The sequence below is a fragment of the Streptomyces sp. PU-14G genome (assembly GCF_041028275.1).
GTDB lineage: Bacteria > Actinomycetota > Actinomycetes > Streptomycetales > Streptomycetaceae > Streptomyces.
Genome location: NZ_JASKYT010000103.1, coordinates 1 through 18,650, shown reverse-complemented (window position 1 = coordinate 18,650; position 18,650 = coordinate 1). Strand labels below are relative to the sequence as shown.

The following is an 18,650-nucleotide window of genomic DNA, read 5'->3' as shown; positions in this document are numbered from 1 at the left end:
AGGGTGTCTGAGCCCTGCACGACGGCGGTCGGCAGGCGCCCGTGCGGCCCGCACACAAAGAGGCGGGGTCACAGGTGGCGATGCGGCCCGCACACAAAGAGGCGGCCCCCCCCCCCCCCCCCCCCCCCCCCCCCCCGTGMMAGTGGCGRTGCGGCCCGCCTGCGGAGGGCTGAGCGCGATCAGACCTGGCTGGTGGCCTCCGGTGTGACCGCAGACTCCTCCTGCTGAGGCTTCGCGTTGCGGACCAGGAGGGAGAGCAGTCCGGCCACGAGTGCCAGCCCCGCGGAGACCGTGAAGACCAGATGCAGGCCGTCCACGAAGGTCTGGTGTGCCACCCGTGTCACGCTGTCGACGAACGAGTTGAGTTCCCCGGTGGGCATGCCGTCGCCCTGAGCGAGCTTCTCCTTGATGGCATCCTGTGCCGAGGGCGGGAAGCCGAGGGCGACGGACTCGTGGACGCCGTCGTTGTCGGCCACCACGTCGACGGCAGCACCCCCCTTGCCGGCGACCTCGTCGCGCAGCGCGTCGGGGTACTTGGAGCTCACCGCGGAGGCGAGCACACTGCCGAAGATGGCGATGCCGAGCGTGCCGCCGAGCTGCTGCATGGACTGCTGCATACCGGAGGCGACTCCGGCCTTCTCCACCGGTGCGTTGCCGACGATGGCCTGGATGGCGGCGACGAGCATGAAGCCCGCACCGAATCCGGACAGCACCAGCGGCGGGGCCAGCACCCAGCCGGAGGTGTCCACCTCGATCTGCCGGAACAGCACCAGGGCGCCGAAGAGGAGGACGGCACCCAGCACCAGTGTGCCCTTCACACCGAGTTTCCCGGTGGCCCAACCGGCGAGGGGCGAGGCGACGGTGAAGACGGCGGTCAGCGGCAGCAGGCTGACGGCGGCCATGATGGCGCTCTTACCCTGCACCCCCTGGAGGTAGAACATCAGGTAGAAGACGATGGCGAAGAAGGCCAGCATCGTGACGATCATCAGCATCAGGCCGACCGAGACGGAGCGGTCCTTGAAGAGGCTGAGCGCCACCATGGGGTGCTTGGTCTTGGCCTCGATCAGGACGAAGACGGCCAGCAGCGCGACGCCCAGGGCGATGAAGCCGAGAGTCTTGCCCGAGGTCCAGCCGTCGCTCTGGGCACCCGTGATCCCCCACACGGCGCTGACCATGGCAGCGGTGAGCGTGACGGCGCCGGGGATGTCGAGCGGATCCGTGCCTTTCTGGGCGGTCTCCTTGATGACGGTCAGACCCACCAGCACGCCGATGACGCCGAACGGCAGGTTGATGTAGAAGACCCACGGCCAGCTGGCGTACTCCACCAGCGCACCGCCGAGCATCGGGCCGCCCGCCATCGCGATGGCGGTGACGGCGCCGAAGATTCCGAGGGCCGCGGGGAGCTTGGCCGGCGGGAAGGAGGCCTTGAGGACGGCGAGTCCCGCGGGGCCGAGCAGCGAGGCGAAGACGGCCTGGAGCACGCGGGCGCCGATCAGCATCTCGACCGAACCAGACATGCCGCACAGCAGTGAGGCGAGTGAGAATCCGCCGACACCGATGAGAAACGCCTTCTTACGGCCGATCTTGTCGGCCACCGTACCCGCCGGAATAAGCAGGCCGGAAAGGACGAGCAAATAGCCGGTCGTCACCCACTGGATCTGCCCGGGAGTCGCGTTCAGATCAGTGGCGATCATCGGGTTGGCCGCGGCGACGACCGTGCCGTCGATCTGCACGACCATGATGCCGAGCGCCACGGCGATCAGGCTGAGCCATGCCCCGACCGGCGCTTTTGTCTTCCCGCCGGCCTCGGCCTCGCCCGGGGGCTGATCCGAATGTTCAAGCGTCGAGTCACTCATGACCAATCTCCTTGATTAACAGTGCGGCCGAGGGCCGGATGGCGCCAGATGGGGAAGATCCGGCGTCGAGGGCCTGAAACACGGGCCCGGGATGCCCCCGGTTGAGGGGCTTCCCGGGCCCGCCGCGCGACCCGGCTCGTAGCCGAGCCCCGCGCGGTTCGGTGGGCGGACGACGGGGGGCGACCACCCACCGCACCGCGGCTCGGGCCACGGCGCCATCATGGCACAACGATGGCTCCACAGGAAGCCGTCCCCAGCCGAAAATCGCACCGGCACGGCTCCCGCTGGGCGGCCCCTTGAGCGAAGAGGCAGGTCAGCGCCGTCATGACGGGAGGCAGCGGCGGACCACAATGTCCCCGGAGACGGTGCGGGCCCAGACCGCGACGGCCTCTGCGCGCGGCACCGTCTGGAAGGTGTCGAGGGAGCGGTAGACGTTCCCCGCTTCGGTGGTCACCTCCAGCCGCGGCGCCGCGGTGTCCGAGAGCCCGACCTCGATCTGCCCTGAGGCGCTGTCCAGGTGGAGGGGCCCGTGCACGGCTTCGTCGACGCGGACGTCCCCCAGCACGGTCGTGGCCACTACCGCGGCGTGCGCCCGGCCGATCAGCACCGGTCCGTCCGCTCCGCGGACGCGCAGGTCGCCGGCGACCTCCCTGACAAGCCACAGAGCAGGCAAGATAGCGCCACTCTGGCTCCAAATTGGCGCTACCTAGAAGACGTATCTGAGCTGACACGGCAGAGGACCGCAGCATGAGGCCGTCAGCCGTTCTACGCAGCGCAGGGGCGCCCGCGCCAGGCCGGTCTTCGACGGCAACTGAGGGCCCCGGGGTTCGGCGGGACTGTCGACCGCCAGGCCATCCGCCGCCGTTTGACGGCACAGCCGCTTGTGCGGGTTTCGCGGTTCCGCCGCAGGGATGCGTCTCCCCGTGCCGTCCTCGCTTTCCGGACGGTCCCGGTCCGTCATCTTTGCCTGGCCGCCCACTGAATTCATCGCCGGCGCTTTTTGTCCGACCCCCATGGAAAATGGGGAGTTAATTATGAGCACAAATCCCTTCGCCGACGAGAACGGCCGTTCCCTGGTCCTAACGGCCGTTCCCTGGTCCTGATGGACTTGCCCCCCAAGAGCCTGCGGGAGGCGCTGGCTGCTCACACCCGGGAGTTACAAGGGAGTGCGGCAAAGGGCGCACCGGGGAATGCCCGCCGAAGAATGGCGGGACGAACGACCGATGTCCGGGCGCCGACGGTCAGGCGCCCCGCGCGGAAGGAGTTTTCGCGTAAGAAATACCGGCCCGCCGCGATAGAGCCCGGAAAGTGAAGGAGTGCGCGGGACGGAGGAAGGCGAGCCGTCAGGCCCGGCGGATGACGATGTCCCCGATCGTCGTGCGGGCCCTCACCTCGGCGGTCTCCTCAGCCGACATGGGCCCGTCGGCGGACGTGAGGGAGTTGCGCACGGTACCGCGCCGGGTGCGCAGGTCGAGCCGGGCGGCGGTGCCTTCACGGATGCCCACCTCCAACTCGCCGACACCGGTCTCGATGCCGATGGAGCCGCGCCGCACCTCTCCGAGCCTGATGCTGCCGTTGGCTGCCTTGGCCTGGACGGAACCGTGCGCCCTGTCGAGGGACACCCAACCGTTGGCTGCGGTCAGCCACACGTCGTCGCGTGCCTCACCGATCCACAGGTCGCCGTTGGAGTTCTTGACCACTCCAGGCCCAAGGATCTCCGCCAGTCTCGCGGTGCCGCTGCCGAGGATGACCTCGGCGCGACCGTTGACCCGGTGCACGGTGAGGTCGCTGCTGCCCGCTTCCAGGTGCAGGCCGTCGGTCTCCTCCAGCTCGACATCGCCCATCCCCGACTTGAACCGGCACTCGCCGAGCCGGCCCTCGCAGCGGAGTGCGGCAAATCCGACGGTCCCCCGCAGCTGCGACCCGGCCGGCAGCTCGACGCGCACATCACTCGACCCGCCGTCACCGAACGGCAGGTACTGCTTGGGTGCCTTGATCAGAAGCCGGCCGCCCGAGTGGTCGACGCGGACCCGTTCGGCAGCCTTCACGTCGGAGTCTCTCCCCGAATCCGACGGCACCACCGTGACCACGGTGTCGACGCGGTCGCCCGCGACGATGCGAATGTCGCCTACGGGCAGCTCGATCGTGACGGAGATCGGCTCAGGGGTGTCGTAGACGGGCATGGCCCTACTCTCCTGATGGGGTCGCAGAACGTGTCCGCCCTCGGGACGGTGTGTGCCCATGGGCCGGACGGTGTGTGTCCATCGGGTCAGCGGACCCAGCCGGAGTAGCGCTGCTCGCCTCGCGGGGCGCGCCGCTCGCCCTTGCGGCTCTCGGACGCCAGCACGGCGCTGCACGCCCGGACGAGCCAGGCGTTCACCGAGAGACCCTGCTTGCCGGCTGCCTCGTCGATGAGGATCTTGAGGTGCTCAGGGGGGCGGAAGTTGATCCGCGCGGTACCGCCCGCGGCCTCTCCGCCCACGCCTTCGGAAGGGCGGACGGCCGGCGTGCCGCCCGGCGCGAACTCGTAGTCGTCCTCCCCCTCGCCGGCGTACGACTCGTCGGCAGGGGGCAGCGTGACGACGAAGCTCGGATCGAGCCCGCGCAACCTGACATCCACGGAGCCGGGCGCCAGGTCGCGGGTGATTTCGTCGGCGGCCGCGGACAGGGCTTTCAGCAGGGTGAGCCGGGTGGCCGTCTCGAGCGGCCCGATAAGCCGCTCGGCGAGCGCACGAGTGTCCTCTCCACCTCCGGTGGCGGCAACCAAGAACTCGTGGCAGAGCTCGTCTACATACGGCCGCATCTCCATGGCGGCATTATGGCACATCTACGTCGCAAAGCCGGAGCCATATGTGTCATGAAATGGCGTCATCGTGAACGGAAACTTCCTGGTGAACCGAGCGCGAACGCGAACGCGAGAAGGCGAGCACGAAGCGACCGCGGCGGCGCATCGGGCGGCCGGACGCAGAGTGCGGCCGATGAGCTCGGCCCCGGAGTGCCCGGACACGGTCTCCACGGCCAACGGGGCGTCCGTCTGCGACGGGCAGGCCATGCTGGGCGACCCGCCGCCAGCCCGACTGGAGGAGCTTGTACTCTCCTCCCCCGTGCACCTGCTCCCCACCGGTTGGCCTCCCTCATGATCAGATTCGCTTGCGTAACGGGTGTTGCGGCTGCCGCGCTGACGGCGACCGCCCTGTCGGTACTGGTCTCGGGCTGGTGGTGGATCCCCGCCGCAGCGCTGCTGGCGCTCGCCGTGACCGGCGTACACGACCTGGTCCAGCGCAAGCACGCGGTGCTGCGCAACTACCCGGTGCTGGGTCATCTGCGCTACCTGCTGGAAAGCATCCGGCCCGAACTGCAGCAGTACTTCATCGAGCGCAATCACGACGGACGGCCCTACGACCGCGACACCCGGGATCTCGTCTACCAGCGGGCGAAGGGAACCGCCGCCGAGGAGCCCTTCGGCAGTGAACGGGACGTGTACGAGACGGGTTACGAGTTCCTGGCGCCCTCCATCGCTCCGGTCCCGGTCCCGCGGACCCCGCCGACCGTGCGCGTCGGCGGGCCCGACTGCACACAGCCGTACGACATGTCGTTGCTCAACGTCTCAGCGATGAGTTTCGGTTCGCTGTCGGCCAACGCCGTGCGCGCGCTCAATCACGGCGCGGCACTCGGCGGATTCGCACACGACACCGGCGAGGGCGGCATCTCCGACCACCACAGGCAGCACGGCGGCGACCTGGTGTGGGAGATCGGCACCGGCTACTTCGGCTGTCGCACCGACGACGGCGCCTTCGACCCGGAACAGTTCGCCCGGACGGCCGCGCTCGACCAGGTCAAGTGCGTCTCGCTGAAGCTGTCCCAAGGGGCCAAGCCCGGCATCGGCGGTGTGCTGCCAGGCGGCAAGGTCAACGCGGAGATAGCCGCGGTGCGTGGCGTTCCGCAGGGCGAGACCGTGGTTTCCCCGCCCTACCACCGGGTCTTCTCCACCCCGCGGGAACTCGTCCGGTTCATCGCGCGCATGCGGGAGCTGGCCGGCGGCAAACCGGCGGGGTTCAAACTGTGCGTGGGTACCCGGCGCGACGTCCTCGCCGTGTGCAAGGCCATGCTCGCGGAGGATGTCACGCCCGACTTCATCGTCGTCGACGGCGCCGAGGGCGGCACCGGCGCCGCTCCGCTGGAGTTCTGCGACCACGTCGGGATGCCGTTGACCGAGGGCCTGATGACGGTGCACAACGCACTGGTCGGTACGGGCCTGCGGGACCGCGTCCGCATCGGAGCCAGTGGCAAGGTGGCCACCGGTGCCGATGTCGTCAAGCGCATGGTCCAGGGCGCCGACTACACCAACGCGGCCCGCGCCATGATGTTCGCCGTCGGCTGCATCCAGGCCATGGCCTGCCACACCAACGCCTGCCCGACCGGCGTCGCCACTCAGGACGCACGCCGGGCGCGCGCGCTCGACGTCGACGACAAGTCCGCCCGCGTCCACCGCTATCAGCGAGCCACGGTGCACAGCGCCCAGCGGATCATGGCCTCGATGGGGGTGAGCGAGCCGGGCGAACTGCGCCCGCACATGCTGTACCGGCGTATGGACCCCGTCACGATCCGCTCCGCGGAAGAACTGCACCGCTGGCTCGCACCGGGCCAGCTGCTCGAAGAGGCGCCACCGGACTGGGCCGCAGACTGGGCCGCGGCCGACCCCGACCGCTTCTCTGCCTGAGTGAGCGCGCGAAGGCACATAAGCGGTCCGTCATCGGGCCGGCCCCGGCGCGGCCTGGCGAGCCCCGTCCCTGCCGCTGTGGTCAAGAAGGGGACGAGTCGGCGTTGCCGGTGTCCGCGCGGTCGACGCCGTGCTGGAGCACGTCACAGGTGTGCTGGAACTCGTCCATCAGCCGGGTGGCTTCGGCCATGAGGATGCCGTACGGCCGCCCGGGATCGCTCAGCGGAAGCGAGGTCTCGCGGGCTCCGTCCTCCAGCCGGTCGCGGCACCGCTGTGCCTCTTCGGCGGCTTCGCACAGCTCCCGCGACTGAGCCCGCAGCCGGTCCTCGTCGATACCGGCGAGCAGTTCGGTGATGTGCGCGAGGGAGGCGAGGAAATCACCGTAGGCGCGGGTGAAATCGGCTGCGTGCGGCTCCCCGTCGTCGCCGCCCCACTGGTCGAGGCTGCGGGTCATCGAGGTCACCTGGTAAGTGACACGTTCCAGTGCGTCGACGACAGCCTGATAGCCGGAAAACGTACGAGGGCGATGGCGCCGCCTGAGCCGGCGCGGATTGTACAGAGTGCTCTCCCACGCCGTATGGAGCGAGGACTGGGCCTGCTGTGCGATGGGGCCCAGCTGCACGGCGCGCTGCCGCCACTGCCGGGTGCGTTCCTCATCCAGCTTTCCCTCGCGCAACGCCGGATACATGTCGCCGACCAGGTCGCACAAGGAGTGCGCGAGAGTGTGGATGCCGTACTCCGCGCTGCGGTACCGCATCGGGGGCAACACCACCATGTTCACGATCACCCCGATGCCGCAGCCGATGAAGACCAGCTCGATGATCTGACCGAGCTGGGACCACCGCTGCGCACTGCCGGCAGCAGCCACGTAGGTGGAGAAGGCGAAGAAGGCAGCAGTGGCCACCTGGGAGCCCTGCGAGCCCAGGGGCCGCCACCGCCCGAGAGCCAGCGCGACCAAGGCCACCAGCACGAACGTCAGCAGATGCGGGCCGGCCAGAAAGCCCAGCGCACCCTGCACCACGACTCCTGCCGACACGGCACCCACATAGCGCAGTGCTTGCCACAGGGACCTGTAGACCGTGACCTGCATGATCAGTACGGCGGAGAACGGCGCGAAGGCCGGAGAGATCGCGCCGATCAGGTCGTGCGCGACCCACCACGACACAGCAGCCGCCAGGGTGCTCTTGAAGATGAGAGTCACAGTGTGCCGCTCGTGACCGCCCGAACCGACTGCACGCGTGAACCACTGCCGAGCGCGGCTGACCCGGCCTTGGGAGGCAGCCTGTGTCCGCTGCCCCGCAGCAGTGTCCCCGTTCATGTCTCTCCTCGGTGCTCTCGTTGCTAGTCGTGCCTGGGAGAGGTACCCACTGCTGCCGAAACCAGCCGACGGAAAATGGTGAATGGAGCGTGGGCGGCATGTGCGGGTACGGCCGGGACGGAGGGGGTGGGCGGCCTGACCGGGTGAGCGCGTCACACACGCCTGTGTCACAGGGCGTCGGGCTGTCTCGTCCCAAGGGTGTCAGCACCCACGAGCCCGGAGGAGAACACGATGGACGCGCGACTGAACTACTTCGCCGACCCGACCGCCGTCACAGCCCTCAAGCACTTCATGTCCGCAGGCAAGGTGCTCAGGGAGTCGCCGCTGCCGACCGCGACACAGGAACTCGTGGCCCTGCGCGTGAGCCAGATCAACGGCTGCGCCGTCTGCATCGACATGCACACCAAGGAAGCCGTCGCAGCCGGCGAGACCTCGGTGCGACTGAACCTGGTGGCGGCGTGGCGGGAGGCCACCTTGTTCACCGAGGCCGAGCGTGCCGCGCTGGAGCTGGCGGAAGAGGGGACCCGGGTCGCCGACGCGGCCGGCGGTGTCAGCGACGAGGTGTGGGCACGCGCCGCGCAGCACTACGACGAGGAGCAGCTCACCGCCCTGGTGGTGCTGATCTGCTTCATGAACACGGCAAACCGGCTGAACATCATCGCCCAGCAGCCGGCCGGTGACTACAAGGCGGGACAGTTCCACTGAGTGCCAGTCGGCCACCGTCCGGGGCACTGCCGTGAGCTCCCGGTACGGGGGCCTTGCACCGTCTCGCCGATGCCCACAAGATCAGTGAAACGTGCCTGTGCGGGAAACGCTCGGGCGGAAGGCCCGAGGGGGATGTTACGTGAACAAGGTCGAGGTGTTCGAGGAACTGCGGCCACTGCTCTTCTCGATCGCCTACCGGATCCTCGGCAGTGTGAGCGAGGCCGAGGACGCGGTGCAGGAGACGTGGCTGCGCTTCGACAGCTCGACGACCTCTCCGACGTCCGTCAAGGGGTTTCTGTCCGTCACCGTGACCCGGATCTCGATCGACGTGCTGCGCTCGGCGCGGGTGCGGCGGGAACAGTACGTGGGACCGTGGTTCCCCGAGCCGTTGCTGGACGATCCGTATCAGGACCCGGCGCGCTCGGCGGAGCTGGCCGACTCGGTGTCGATGGCGGCGCTGCTGCTTCTGGAGCGGCTCAGCCCACTGGAGCGGTCGGTGTTCGTGCTGCGGGAGGTGTTCGGTTTCGGGTTCGAAGACGTCGCCTCGGCGGTGGGGCGCTCTCAGGCGGCGTGCCGGCAGCTGCTGGTGAGAGCGCGGCGGCACATGGCGGCCGGGAGGCCGCGGTTCGAAGCGGACAGTAGGGAGCGGCAGGAGCTGGCGACGCGGTTCTTCGGCGCCCTCCGCGAGGGCGATGTGGGGGGCCTGCGGGATCTGCTGGCCGCCGACGTGCAGATGGTCGGGGACAGCGGCGGCAAGGCTCCGCAGTTCGCCAGGGCCGTCGTCGGCACGGAGAACGTGGCCCGGCTGCTCACATCCGTCGTCTCGCTGCTGGCCCGGGTCGACGTCACGTTCGAGCCGCTGGAGATCAACGGTCAGCCCGGCGCGCTCTTCCGCGATCGGGACGGCAAGGTGCTCACCACCCTCGCCGTCGACGTGCTCGACGGCCGGATTCAGACCATCCGCTCGGTGCTCAACCCCGACAAGCTCGGGCACCTCGGATCGGTTGCCGACGCCTGGGCCATCGACGGGGCCGCGAAACAGCTCCGCCGACAGGCGAGGTACTCCCCAAGCTGAGGGGCGGCGGGCAGACGACAGGCGGTCACAGAAACCGGCGGACCGGAGCGACACTTGCCTCGAGCGCCCGTCGGGCGGCTGCCCGCCTCCTCCAGCGCACCTTGTTGATGCGCACACTGGAGGCCAGGTCGTGCGCGAAATCTCCGTCCAGCGCACCGGTGAACGTTTCATCGAGCACCGCGAGCATCACTTCCTCATCGTGGTCGAGGGAGCGGCGGTTGAAGTTCGTGGAGCCGATCAGGGAAACCACATGGTCCACCGTGACGACCTTGGCGTGCATCATCGTCGGCTGGTACTGCCAGATCTTCACCCCGCAGTCGAGGAGCTGCGCGAAGTGTCCCTCGGCGGAAACGCGGGAGACGCGCTTGTCGATGTACGGGCCGGGCAGAACCACTTCCACCTCGACTCCTCGCGCAGCGGTCCTGCACAGCAAATCGAGGAAGTAGGCATCCGGGGAGAAGTAGGCGGTCATGAGGCGGACACGTTCCTCAGCCGACTCCAGCACGACCCGCAGCAGCGTCTGCATGTCCTGCCACCCGAAACTGGCTGACCCTCGCACCACCTGTACCACCGCTTCCCCCTCTGCGGTGTGCCCGGAGAAGCGGTCCTTCTCGTCGAACAGTTCGTCATGGCACTCCGCCCAGTTCTGCGCGAACGCCGCGGCGATCCCGTCCACCGCCGGCCCGCGGACCTGCACGTGGGTGTCGCGCCACTCGTGCGCGTTACGGGCGTCGCCGCACCATTCCTCAGCGATGCCGACCCCGCCGGTGAAGGCGGTTGCCTCGTCCACCACGAGTACCTTGCGATGGCAGCGATGGTTCTGCTTGAAGGGGGAAAGCCACAGAGGTTTGCGGAACCAGGCCACCTGCACGCCGGCGGCGGCCATCTCTTCCAGCAGGTCCTTCTCGATGAGGCGCCCGCCGAAGCCGTCCAGCAGAAGCCGAGTGCGCACTCCGGCGCGGGCTCGCTCCGCGAGGGCCTGGGCGAATTCCCGGGCGATGTCACCCTTCCAGTAAACGAACGTCATCATGTCGACGGTATGGCGCGCCGAACGGATGGCCTGCAGCATGGCGGGAAATATCCGGTCGCCATTGCGCAGCGGCACCAGAGCGTTCCCTTCAGTGGCCGCGACGCCGATCAGTCGCTCAAGGCGCCGTCGTATCCGCTGCTTGCGAAGGTCGAAGGTCGATCTGTCCGCGGATTCGGGAACGTCTTCCGTTCCGGTCACTGCCTCCGTGGTCACTGTTCTTTCCTGTCTCGGGTCCGGGCGACGCGATGGCGCGTCCGTTGCTCGTGAGTCGATTGAACATCGTGTGGCGGGCCGCCGGAGAGTGTAAATGGCAGCTACCTCACCGGCCGAGTCGGGTCAACCCCGCGTGAGCGCGGTCAGACGTTTTCGGGAGTCGGCGAACACTGTCGGCGAACACTGCTGTGTTCCCGCCAGAAGCACTGCAAAACCTCTCAGGTTTTCTCTTGGGTTCCCTCCGGCGCCGGGCGCACCTGCCCGGGCGGCATCCCGCTTCGAGCGCGATACTGCCTGCCGGCCGAAACTCCGCCGGGGACGGCGGGAGGGGAAGTCTTCGCAGCCGGCGGATTGTCCCCAGGTGCCCTCGGCGCGGACGGCCTGTTCTACCCGAAGGCGATGTCCTCGCAGCGCTCGACGTTCCTTCGGATCGACGCGCGGTCTATCCCCAGGAGCGCGGTGAGCCACAGCCCGTTCTGCACGATGTCGATGTCGGCGGCCCGTCGGCCCGCCTCCGCGCTGGGCAGGTCCGGCCGGGCGGCACGGATGAGCGCGGCCAGGCCCTTTCGGTAGCGCCTCTGGGCGGCCGTGTTGATGTGCGCGAAGTCCGGGTGCGCCTGCGCGAGAGCCCACAGCTGGAGCCGGAGGGAGAGGTACTCCGTCGTGAGGAAACGGTCGTCGGCGACGCGGCGGAGCGCAGTGCGCAGATTGTCCTCCGGGCTGTGGCCCGGATCCGGTTCGACCAGGGCGACGTCCTGTTCCTCGATACGGCGCAGCGCCGCACCGATGAGGGTGACCTTGTCGCCGTAGTAGTAGTTGACCAGTCCGAGCGCGACTTCGGCTTCCCGGGCCACGGCACGCATGCTGACGCCGGAGATGCCGTGCTGGGACAGGAGTGCCAGGACGGCGTCGAGAATCCGCTCCTGACGCCCGGCCTTCTTCTCGGTTTCCGCAGCTTCCGCGGCCGTCTCGCTCACCTGGTCGATGCTAGCCGCGCCGGCGGACGTTCCACCGAGCGGGGGCGGCGCGGCGGTGTGGCTGTGGCCTGGGGGCGGCCTCCCCGGTCGCGCCGGGGCCCGCCCGGCGCGTCCTCTTTCGTACACGCCTCACGGGCGAGTTCCGCGCACGCCTCACGGGCGCGTACCGTGCACGCCGCACTCGCGAGTCTCGCGTGGGAGACTTACGGGCCAGCCTTACGGGTGAGCGCGATCAGTTCGGTGAGGAGCGCGTCGCGCCGGCGGGACAGTTCCTCGACGGTGTGCCCCTCGCTGAGGGGGCGGAGCCCGTCGACCAACCGACGTGCCGTGGGCTCGTCCAGATGCGGACGTCCGAGGTCGTCGAACCAGCGGTTGAAGCTGTCGGCGTAACGTTCGCAGAAGGCCGCCAGCCCGCCCTCACCGGCGCCGAGGTGGAACAGCGCCGTGGGGCCCATCGCCGCCCATCGCAGTCCGGGACCGGCGGCGACGGCGGTGTCGACGTCCTCGACGCTCGCCACGCCCTCGTTGACGAGGTGGATGGCCTCGCGCCACACCGCCGCCTGCAGCCGGTTGGCGACGTGCCCGGGGAATTCGCGCCGCACCTCGATGGTCACCTTGCCGACCGTCTCGTAGAAGGCGCGGGCCCGGCCCACCACCGCCTGGTCGGTCCTGTCGTTGCCCATCACCTCGACCAGCGGGATGAGGTGCGGCGGGTTGAACGGGTGGCCGAGCACGAGACGCCCCGGGTTCCGCCAGCCCGCCTGCAACTGGCTGAGCGTCAGCCCGGACGCTGACGACGCCACGATCGTCTCCGCGTCGAGGGCGGGTTCGATGGCCGCGTAGAGGTCGTGCTTGATGCCGATCCGTTCGGGAACGCTCTCCTGGACGAAGCCGGCGCCCTCGACCGCGGCGCGCGCGTCATGGCAGAAGTGCAGGTCGTCGGGTCGACCGTGCTCGGTGAGTCCGAGTCGCGTCAGCACCGGCCAGGCGCTGTCGACGGCCTTGCGCACACGTGCTTCGGCCTGCGGGTCGGGGTCGTGGACGGCGACGGACATGCCTGCGGCCAGGAACAGTGCGGTCCAGCTCTGGCCGATCACGCCGCCTCCGAGGCCGGCGACGCGGGTGATGCCGCTCGTCGGTGTGTGGGCGGTGCTCTCAGAAGGCGACACGGTCGGCTCCTTTCAGTCCGAGACGGCTTCGGGTCTCGTGTGGTGTCGCGATGGTGTGCCCGAGGGATTCGACGACCGAGCGGATCTTCGTGACCTGGGCCGCGTTGGACGGGGCGAGCTCGCCCGGGCCGATGTAGAGGCTGTCCTCCATGCCGACGCGGAGGTTGCCGCCGAGCATGGCGGCCTGCGTGGCGAAGGGCATCTGGTGACGGCCGGCGGCGAGCACGGACCACTCGTAGCCGTCCCCGAAGAGCTTCTGCGCGACGGTGTGCATGTGCACGAGATTGTCGAGGTCGGCGCCGACTCCGCCGAGTACGCCGAAGACCATCTGTACGAAGAAGGGCGGCCGGACCCACCCCTCGTCGATGAGCCAGGCGAGGTTGTAGAGGTGCCCGAGGTCGTAGCACTCGAACTCGAAGCGGGTGCCGTGTCCCTGACCCAGCTCCTTCACGATGTGCTCGAGGTCGGCGAAAGTGTTCTTGAAAACCAGGTCGCGGGTCGACTCCAGGAACTCCGGCTCCCAGCCATGCTTCCACTGGCCGTACTTCTCCCGCATCGGGAAGATGCCGAAGTTGAGTGAACCGACGTTGAGCGAGGCCATTTCGGGGGAGGCGGAGACGGCGGCGCGGAGGCGCTCCTCGCGGGTCATGCCGAGGCCGCCGCCGGTGGAGATGTTGACGACGGCGTCGGACTCGGCGGATATCCGCGGCAGGAACTGCTGGAAGAGTTCGGGCCGCGGGTCGGGCCTTCCGGTCTCCGGGTCGCGGGCGTGCAGGTGGACGATCGCGGCTCCTGCCTGAGCGGCCTCGACGGAGGCCTGAGCGATCTCGTCGGGCGTGATGGGCAGGTGCGGGGACATCGTCGGGGTGTGGATGCCTCCGGTCGGAGCGCAGGTGATAATGACGGGCTTGGGCACGTCGACCCTCCTCACTACGGGTGGACGGAGCGGGATCCCCCCGTCAGGTCGCGTTCTGCTGAGCCAGCACCCGGTACGCCCCGAGGACGAGGCCGTGGAAATGGTGCACGCCGTGCTCGGAGAGGCCCGGAGCCCGCTCGGGGTCGTAGATGATGCGGCCCTGCTCGAAGGCGGGCGTGGCCATACCTCGCTGGACGCTCTCGACGAGACCGATGTCCTGGACCTGCAGCACCTCGTCCATGTACGTCACGGTCTGCTGTTCCGCCTCGTCGAGCTCGGTGCTCTCCAGGAAGAAGTCGAGGGTCTCCAGGGTGCGGTCGGGTCCGGCCGGCAGCATCCGCAGGACCATGAAGTTCCCGCGTCCCGGGTAGCGCATCAGGCAGGTGTTGGGCCACAGCCACCACACCGAGTGCTCTGTGACGGTCGCACCGGACACGTCGTAGGCGGTGTTCTCGGACTTTCCCGCGTCCGCGAAGTGGCTCGACCAGATCCCGTGTGTCTGCACGTCGTAGGTGTTCATGTCCACGAGCGACACGAACTCCTTGTGCGCGACGTGGCAGTGGTAGCACTCCAGGAAGTTGTCGACGACGTTCTTCCAGTTGCTTCTGATGTCGTAGTGCAGCCGCCTGGCGTGGGTGAGCCGGGAGATGTCCGGTGCCCGTTCGGTGATCTGTTCGGCGAGATCGGGGGCCTGGTCCGCCATCGAGGGCGAGGCCGGGTCGAGGTTGACGTAGACGAAGCCGCAGAACTCTTCCACCTGGATCCTGTCGAGGCAGATCCGGGACTTGTCGAACGACTCCATGCGGTCGCTCTGCCGGGCTCCGACCAGGGAGCCGCTCAGATCGTATGTCCACGCGTGGTAGGGGCACACGATCGTGCGCGTGGTCCCGGAGCCCGAGAGGAGCTCGTGCGCCCGGTGTTTGCAGACGTTGTAGAAGGCACGCAGTCGTCCCTCCCGGTCGCGGACGACGAGTACCGGCATCTCGGCGACCGTCGTGGCGACGTAGCTTCCCGGCCTCTCCAGCTTCTCGACGTGGCAGACCCACTGCCAGGTACGGGCGAAGATCGCCTGCTGGTCGGCGGTGTACCACTTGGGCTCGGTGTAGGCCTCGGCCCGCAGAGACATCGAGTGCGCGGGGTCTTCGTCGTAACCGGCGGCGATGGCCGTGACGTCGTCCGTGGTGACAGCAGTCATGGCGTCGACCATAGGACCGTCTGGACGTCCGTTCAATACTCGGGTGAACGATCGTCCAAACGCCGACGCTCACCGACGCGTCGGCACGGCAAGCCTCGGACCGGGGGGCAGAGCCGGTTGCGTGGTGTCCCGGCCCTGCCCCAGGGCCTCGCCCGATGCCCGCGGAACGGCACCTGGCACCGCATCCGCACCCGCCTTCAGTCCCTGGCCGACGCGGACGGTGCGATCACGTGGAACCTGAACGTCGACTCCACGGTCTGCCGCGCTCATCAGCATGCGGCCGGGGCCCGCAAGCAGGGTGATCTGCAGAAGGAGCCGCCGGGTGGCGTGTTCGCCGAGCCTCGTGATCACGGGTTGGGCCGCTCGCGCGGCGGGTTCAGCACAAAGTTGCACCTGGCCGTCGAGCAGGGCCAGAAACCCATGGCGCTCCTGGTGACGGCCGGGCAGCGAGGAGACTCTCCGCAGTTCGAGCCCGTGCTGGAGAAGGTCCGAGTGCCCCGCATCGGGCCGGGCCGGCCACGCGTCCGTCCACATCGTGTGCGGGCTGACAAGGCGTACACCTCCCGCACGAACCGGGCTTACCTGCGGCGCCGCGGGACCCGCTGCACCATTCCGGACAAGGCCGACCAGGCGTGCAACCGCCACAAGCTCGGCTCCCGCGGCGGCCGACCGCCGTATTTCGACCCGGCGGACTACCGTGAGCGCCATGCGGTCGAGTGCGGCATCAACCGGCTCAAGCGGAACCGGGTGGTGGCCACCCGGTTCGACAAACTCGCGGTCCGCTTCGAGGCCACCGTCCTCATCGCCGTAATCAAAGAATGGCTATGACATCTGTATGGCCTCCCGGGCAGTCGAGCCTCCGCGCCCTCTCAGCCGGCGCGCAGGGTCCGAAAGCGATCGGGCTCCGCGGGGTCACGGTCAACGACTTGGATCGGTGTCCAAGCCCATTGCCAAACGCTGATGCCCGTGGTGCGGGAGAACCGGATCGGCCCGCGGGTGCCATCGACCACCACGCGCGGCCATGACTCGGCGATGGCTGCCCGGTCCGTGCCGTGGGAACGCAACACCTCGGCGAGGACAGTGACGGTGTCCCAGCCCTCGAAGGCGACGAAGGAAGGCGCTTCGCCCAGACGCTCGCGGAGCTCCTTCTCGACGCGTTCGCCGAGCGGGCCGAGGACCTCAGGCAGGTAACGCAGAAACGGGATCTCGGCGCCGTCCTCGCCCAGCAGCGCGGCCCATTCAGCAAACTCCGGTTGTCCGGCCGGGGCTCCGATCAGGATCTCCGCGAGCCGCCCGTCGTCCCGTACGGCCCTGACGATCGGCACCGCCGGCTCCGGGTGGCCGACCAGCAGGAGCAACGCCGTCGCGCCGTGGTCGACGAGCGCATCGCACAGGGCCTCGGGAGTGAGCGCGCTCGTGTCGAGTTCGACGACAGTGCCGCCGTGTGGAGCTAGGTGCTCCCGCAGGACGCGGGTCCCGGACGCCCAGTAGACGCTTGGCTGGGTCGCCACGGCGATCCGGCGTCGGCCCTCACCGAGGAGGAAGTCCGCGTAGATCCGCCAGCCACGAGACTGCGCCGGGGCAAGGCGCGCGACCCACTTCGTCGGCTCCTCGGTGAGCTCGTCAAGCACTGCGGACGAGCAGAGGAACGGCACGCCCAAGGCGTCGGCCCGGCCGGCGGCGGCGCGGGCGACGACGCTGTGATACTCGCCCGCCACAACAGCCACGCCCAGGGCGGCCAGTTCGTCCACGGCCGCCACGGCCCGCTCCGGATCGGCCGCGGTGTCCCGGACCACCAGCTCCAGTGGTCTGCCGTCAATCCCGCCTGTGTCGTTGACCTTGTCAACCGCCTGCTCGAATCCTGCGAGCAAGTGTCGCCCCGCCTCGGCCCAGCCTGGCCGCGTCAAAGGGACGAGTACGCCCACACGGACAGACGACCCCTCTGCGTGCTCCGCTCCGGACGGCGATGGTGGTGTGGTCATCGGTTGACGTCTCCCTTGGGGCTATGCGGTCACGGTCTGCCCGAATCGCACCTGGTCAGGGCCGCCAGTCCGCATGCATCACGTCTCGCCGCAGCAGGAGCGCCCGGGTGATCATGCTGGTCATTGGATCCGCCACCAGAGCGAATAGTCAACCGACTATCCGCTCGCCGAGCTGCCGAGCTGCCGAGCTGCCGAGCTGCCGAGCTGCCGAGCCCAGCAAACATCAGCACCACCAAGCACCTGCACCTCAGCAAGCCACTTTCGACACACGCCCTACTGATTTTTTCGTTAGTTGGGTGGGTGTGGTGGGTGGATGGTCAGGCCGGTGTGGGTGAGGAAGGACCATGGCAGTTGTGGGTTGTGGTTGATGCGGTGGATGCCCTGTTCGGTGGCGTCGGCGACATCGGCGAGGTGGTCGCCTGCGAGGTTGGCGAGTTCACGGTTCTTGAGCGAGGACCACAGCAGTTCCACCGGGTTCAGCTCGGGTGCGTAGGCGGGTAATCGTTCCAGGGTGAGCCAGTCCTGTTCGGCGACCCAGGCCCGCATTGCCCGGCTCCAGTGGGCGGACAGGCCGTCCCAGACCAGGACCACCCGCTCTCCGCGGTAGAACGCCTKGATCTGCTCCAAGACTTCGATGAGGGCAGCGGTGTCGTAGCTGCCGGGTTTGAGGTGGAAGCACAGTCGGGCCCCGCGATCGGGGTCGGTGGAGTGGTAGCCCAAGGCTCCGGCCATCGACGCGCGCTTCCAGTTCAGGCGGTGCCGCAGGAGCGGTGTTTGCCCTCGGGGCGCGTAGGTGCGGCGGATCTGAGGCAGCAGGGAGATGCCTGATTCGTCGAGGAAGACGATCCAGGCACGTGTGTTCACTGCCCCCTTTTGATGCGCGGCCACTCATGCGCGATCCAGCGGGCGATCTCTGATTCGTCCCGCTCGACCGCCCGCCGCTCGGGCCGTTGCAGGCTCCATCCGAGCCGGCCGGTCAGCAGCCGCCACACCGACGCCCTTGAGAGCCTCACCCCTGTCACCCGCTCGACCACCAGGCCGACCCGTTCCAGAGTCCACAGATCAGCCTCGAAGCCATGCGCCTGGGCGCCCTGCTCCAGCGCCCTGCGCACCCGCTCGGCCTGGGCATCGTCCAGCTTGGGCGGACGCCCGGTGGCCGGGCGCCGACGCAGAGCATCGGTGCCGTCCTTCTCCCAGGCCCGTTTCCAGCGCCGCACACTCTCGTCACTGACCCCCAGCATCCGCGCGATCTCAGCATTCGCACGTCCCTGACCGAACAACTCGGCCGCCCGCACACGCCGAGCCTCGGCCAACTGCGGCCGCGTCAAAGGAGGAACAACAGGCGAAGGCTTGAAAGACACCGCATCAGGATCCCACCACCGACTCCACCACACCCACCGAACTAACGAAAAAATCAGTAGGAGCCCCCGTAGGCAGAAAAGGGTTCCCTCTTGAGTGAGAGGTGGGTCGGCGATTGAGGGGGTCTAAGGGGGG

The 18,650-nt window shown here is 68.7% G+C and carries 17 protein-coding genes; 4 read left to right on the top strand and 13 right to left on the bottom strand.

The genetic code is table 11. The features are described from left to right. Positions 1-179: 179 nt before the first annotated feature. The 4 genes from AB8Z75_RS14795 to AB8Z75_RS14780 all read right to left on the bottom strand — a co-directional run bounded on the left by AB8Z75_RS14795 (position 180) and on the right by AB8Z75_RS14780 (position 4,665). Positions 180-1,856: an MFS transporter gene (locus AB8Z75_RS14795; protein ID WP_369202016.1), complete on the bottom strand. Its 1,677-nt coding sequence runs from the start codon at positions 1,854-1,856 to the stop codon at positions 180-182. A 322-nt stretch (positions 1,857-2,178) separates the two neighbouring features. Further along, positions 2,179-2,529, bottom strand: coding sequence for a DUF4097 family beta strand repeat-containing protein (locus AB8Z75_RS14790; RefSeq protein ID WP_369202014.1), 351 nt, complete (start codon positions 2,527-2,529; stop codon positions 2,179-2,181). 670 nt (positions 2,530-3,199) lie between these two features. Next, positions 3,200-4,039: a DUF4097 domain-containing protein gene (locus AB8Z75_RS14785; protein ID WP_369202012.1), complete on the bottom strand. Its 840-nt coding sequence runs from the start codon at positions 4,037-4,039 to the stop codon at positions 3,200-3,202. A gap of 86 nt (positions 4,040-4,125) precedes the next feature. Then, on the bottom strand, positions 4,126-4,665 hold the full coding sequence (locus tag AB8Z75_RS14780; RefSeq protein ID WP_369202010.1) for a hypothetical protein: 540 nt from the start codon (positions 4,663-4,665) through the stop codon (positions 4,126-4,128). Between the two features lie 327 nt (positions 4,666-4,992). Between AB8Z75_RS14780 and AB8Z75_RS14775 the strand changes: the two genes are divergently transcribed. Further along, the gene (locus tag AB8Z75_RS14775; RefSeq protein WP_369202008.1) at positions 4,993-6,576 is read left to right on the top strand and encodes an FMN-binding glutamate synthase family protein; all 1,584 of its coding nucleotides are present in this window, start codon (positions 4,993-4,995) and stop codon (positions 6,574-6,576) included. Positions 6,577-6,658: 82 nt separating this feature from the next. Here AB8Z75_RS14775 and AB8Z75_RS14770 read toward each other — a convergent pair whose 3' ends face one another. Then, positions 6,659-7,777, bottom strand: coding sequence for an aromatic acid exporter family protein (locus AB8Z75_RS14770; RefSeq protein WP_369202006.1), 1,119 nt, complete (start codon positions 7,775-7,777; stop codon positions 6,659-6,661). A gap of 348 nt (positions 7,778-8,125) precedes the next feature. Here AB8Z75_RS14770 and AB8Z75_RS14765 point away from each other — a divergent pair, with 348 nt between their 5' ends. Further along, positions 8,126-8,599 (top strand): carboxymuconolactone decarboxylase family protein, encoded by a 474-nt coding sequence (locus AB8Z75_RS14765; RefSeq protein WP_369202004.1) that lies wholly within the window; start codon positions 8,126-8,128, stop codon positions 8,597-8,599. Between the two features lie 139 nt (positions 8,600-8,738). Next, a complete protein-coding gene (locus AB8Z75_RS14760) occupies positions 8,739-9,674 on the top strand; it encodes an RNA polymerase sigma-70 factor (protein WP_369202002.1) in 936 nt (311 codons plus the stop codon). 25 nt (positions 9,675-9,699) lie between these two features. On the opposite strand, the gene AB8Z75_RS14755 is transcribed toward AB8Z75_RS14760, so the two are convergent. The 5 genes from AB8Z75_RS14755 to AB8Z75_RS14735 form a co-directional block, all read right to left on the bottom strand. Further along, entirely contained in the window at positions 9,700-10,902 is a 1,203-nt protein-coding gene (locus AB8Z75_RS14755) for a phosphatidylserine/phosphatidylglycerophosphate/cardiolipin synthase family protein (RefSeq protein ID WP_369202018.1), read from the bottom strand. 401 nt (positions 10,903-11,303) lie between these two features. Continuing rightward, positions 11,304-11,894, bottom strand: a complete 591-nt coding sequence (locus tag AB8Z75_RS14750; protein ID WP_369202000.1) for a TetR/AcrR family transcriptional regulator — start codon at positions 11,892-11,894, stop codon at positions 11,304-11,306. A 203-nt stretch (positions 11,895-12,097) separates the two neighbouring features. Then, positions 12,098-13,063, bottom strand: coding sequence for a 3-hydroxyacyl-CoA dehydrogenase NAD-binding domain-containing protein (locus tag AB8Z75_RS14745; protein WP_369201998.1), 966 nt, complete (start codon positions 13,061-13,063; stop codon positions 12,098-12,100). Continuing rightward, the gene (locus AB8Z75_RS14740; protein ID WP_369201996.1) at positions 13,050-13,979 is read right to left on the bottom strand and encodes a 3-keto-5-aminohexanoate cleavage protein; all 930 of its coding nucleotides are present in this window, start codon (positions 13,977-13,979) and stop codon (positions 13,050-13,052) included. The genes AB8Z75_RS14745 and AB8Z75_RS14740 overlap by 14 nt, the downstream gene beginning before the upstream one ends. 43 nt (positions 13,980-14,022) lie before the next feature. Further along, complete coding sequence (locus tag AB8Z75_RS14735) at positions 14,023-15,174, bottom strand: SRPBCC family protein (protein WP_369201994.1); 1,152 nt, start codon at positions 15,172-15,174, stop codon at positions 14,023-14,025. A gap of 117 nt (positions 15,175-15,291) precedes the next feature. Here AB8Z75_RS14735 and AB8Z75_RS14730 point away from each other — a divergent pair, with 117 nt between their 5' ends. Continuing rightward, positions 15,292-16,002, top strand: coding sequence for an IS5 family transposase (locus AB8Z75_RS14730; protein WP_369201993.1), 711 nt, complete (start codon positions 15,292-15,294; stop codon positions 16,000-16,002). A 41-nt stretch (positions 16,003-16,043) separates the two neighbouring features. Here AB8Z75_RS14730 and AB8Z75_RS14725 read toward each other — a convergent pair whose 3' ends face one another. The 3 genes from AB8Z75_RS14725 to AB8Z75_RS14715 form a co-directional block, all read right to left on the bottom strand. Then, positions 16,044-17,156 (bottom strand): ABC transporter substrate-binding protein, encoded by a 1,113-nt coding sequence (locus AB8Z75_RS14725; protein ID WP_369201991.1) that lies wholly within the window; start codon positions 17,154-17,156, stop codon positions 16,044-16,046. 288 nt (positions 17,157-17,444) lie between these two features. After that, positions 17,445-18,020 carry an IS630 family transposase gene (locus AB8Z75_RS14720; protein WP_369201989.1) on the bottom strand — a complete coding sequence of 192 codons (576 nt, stop codon included), beginning with the start codon at positions 18,018-18,020 and terminating at the stop codon, positions 17,445-17,447. Beyond that, positions 18,017-18,451, bottom strand: a complete 435-nt coding sequence (locus AB8Z75_RS14715; RefSeq protein ID WP_369201987.1) for a winged helix-turn-helix domain-containing protein — start codon at positions 18,449-18,451, stop codon at positions 18,017-18,019. Before AB8Z75_RS14715 ends, AB8Z75_RS14720 begins: the two co-directional genes overlap by 4 nt. Between the last annotated feature and the right edge of the window lie 199 nt (positions 18,452-18,650).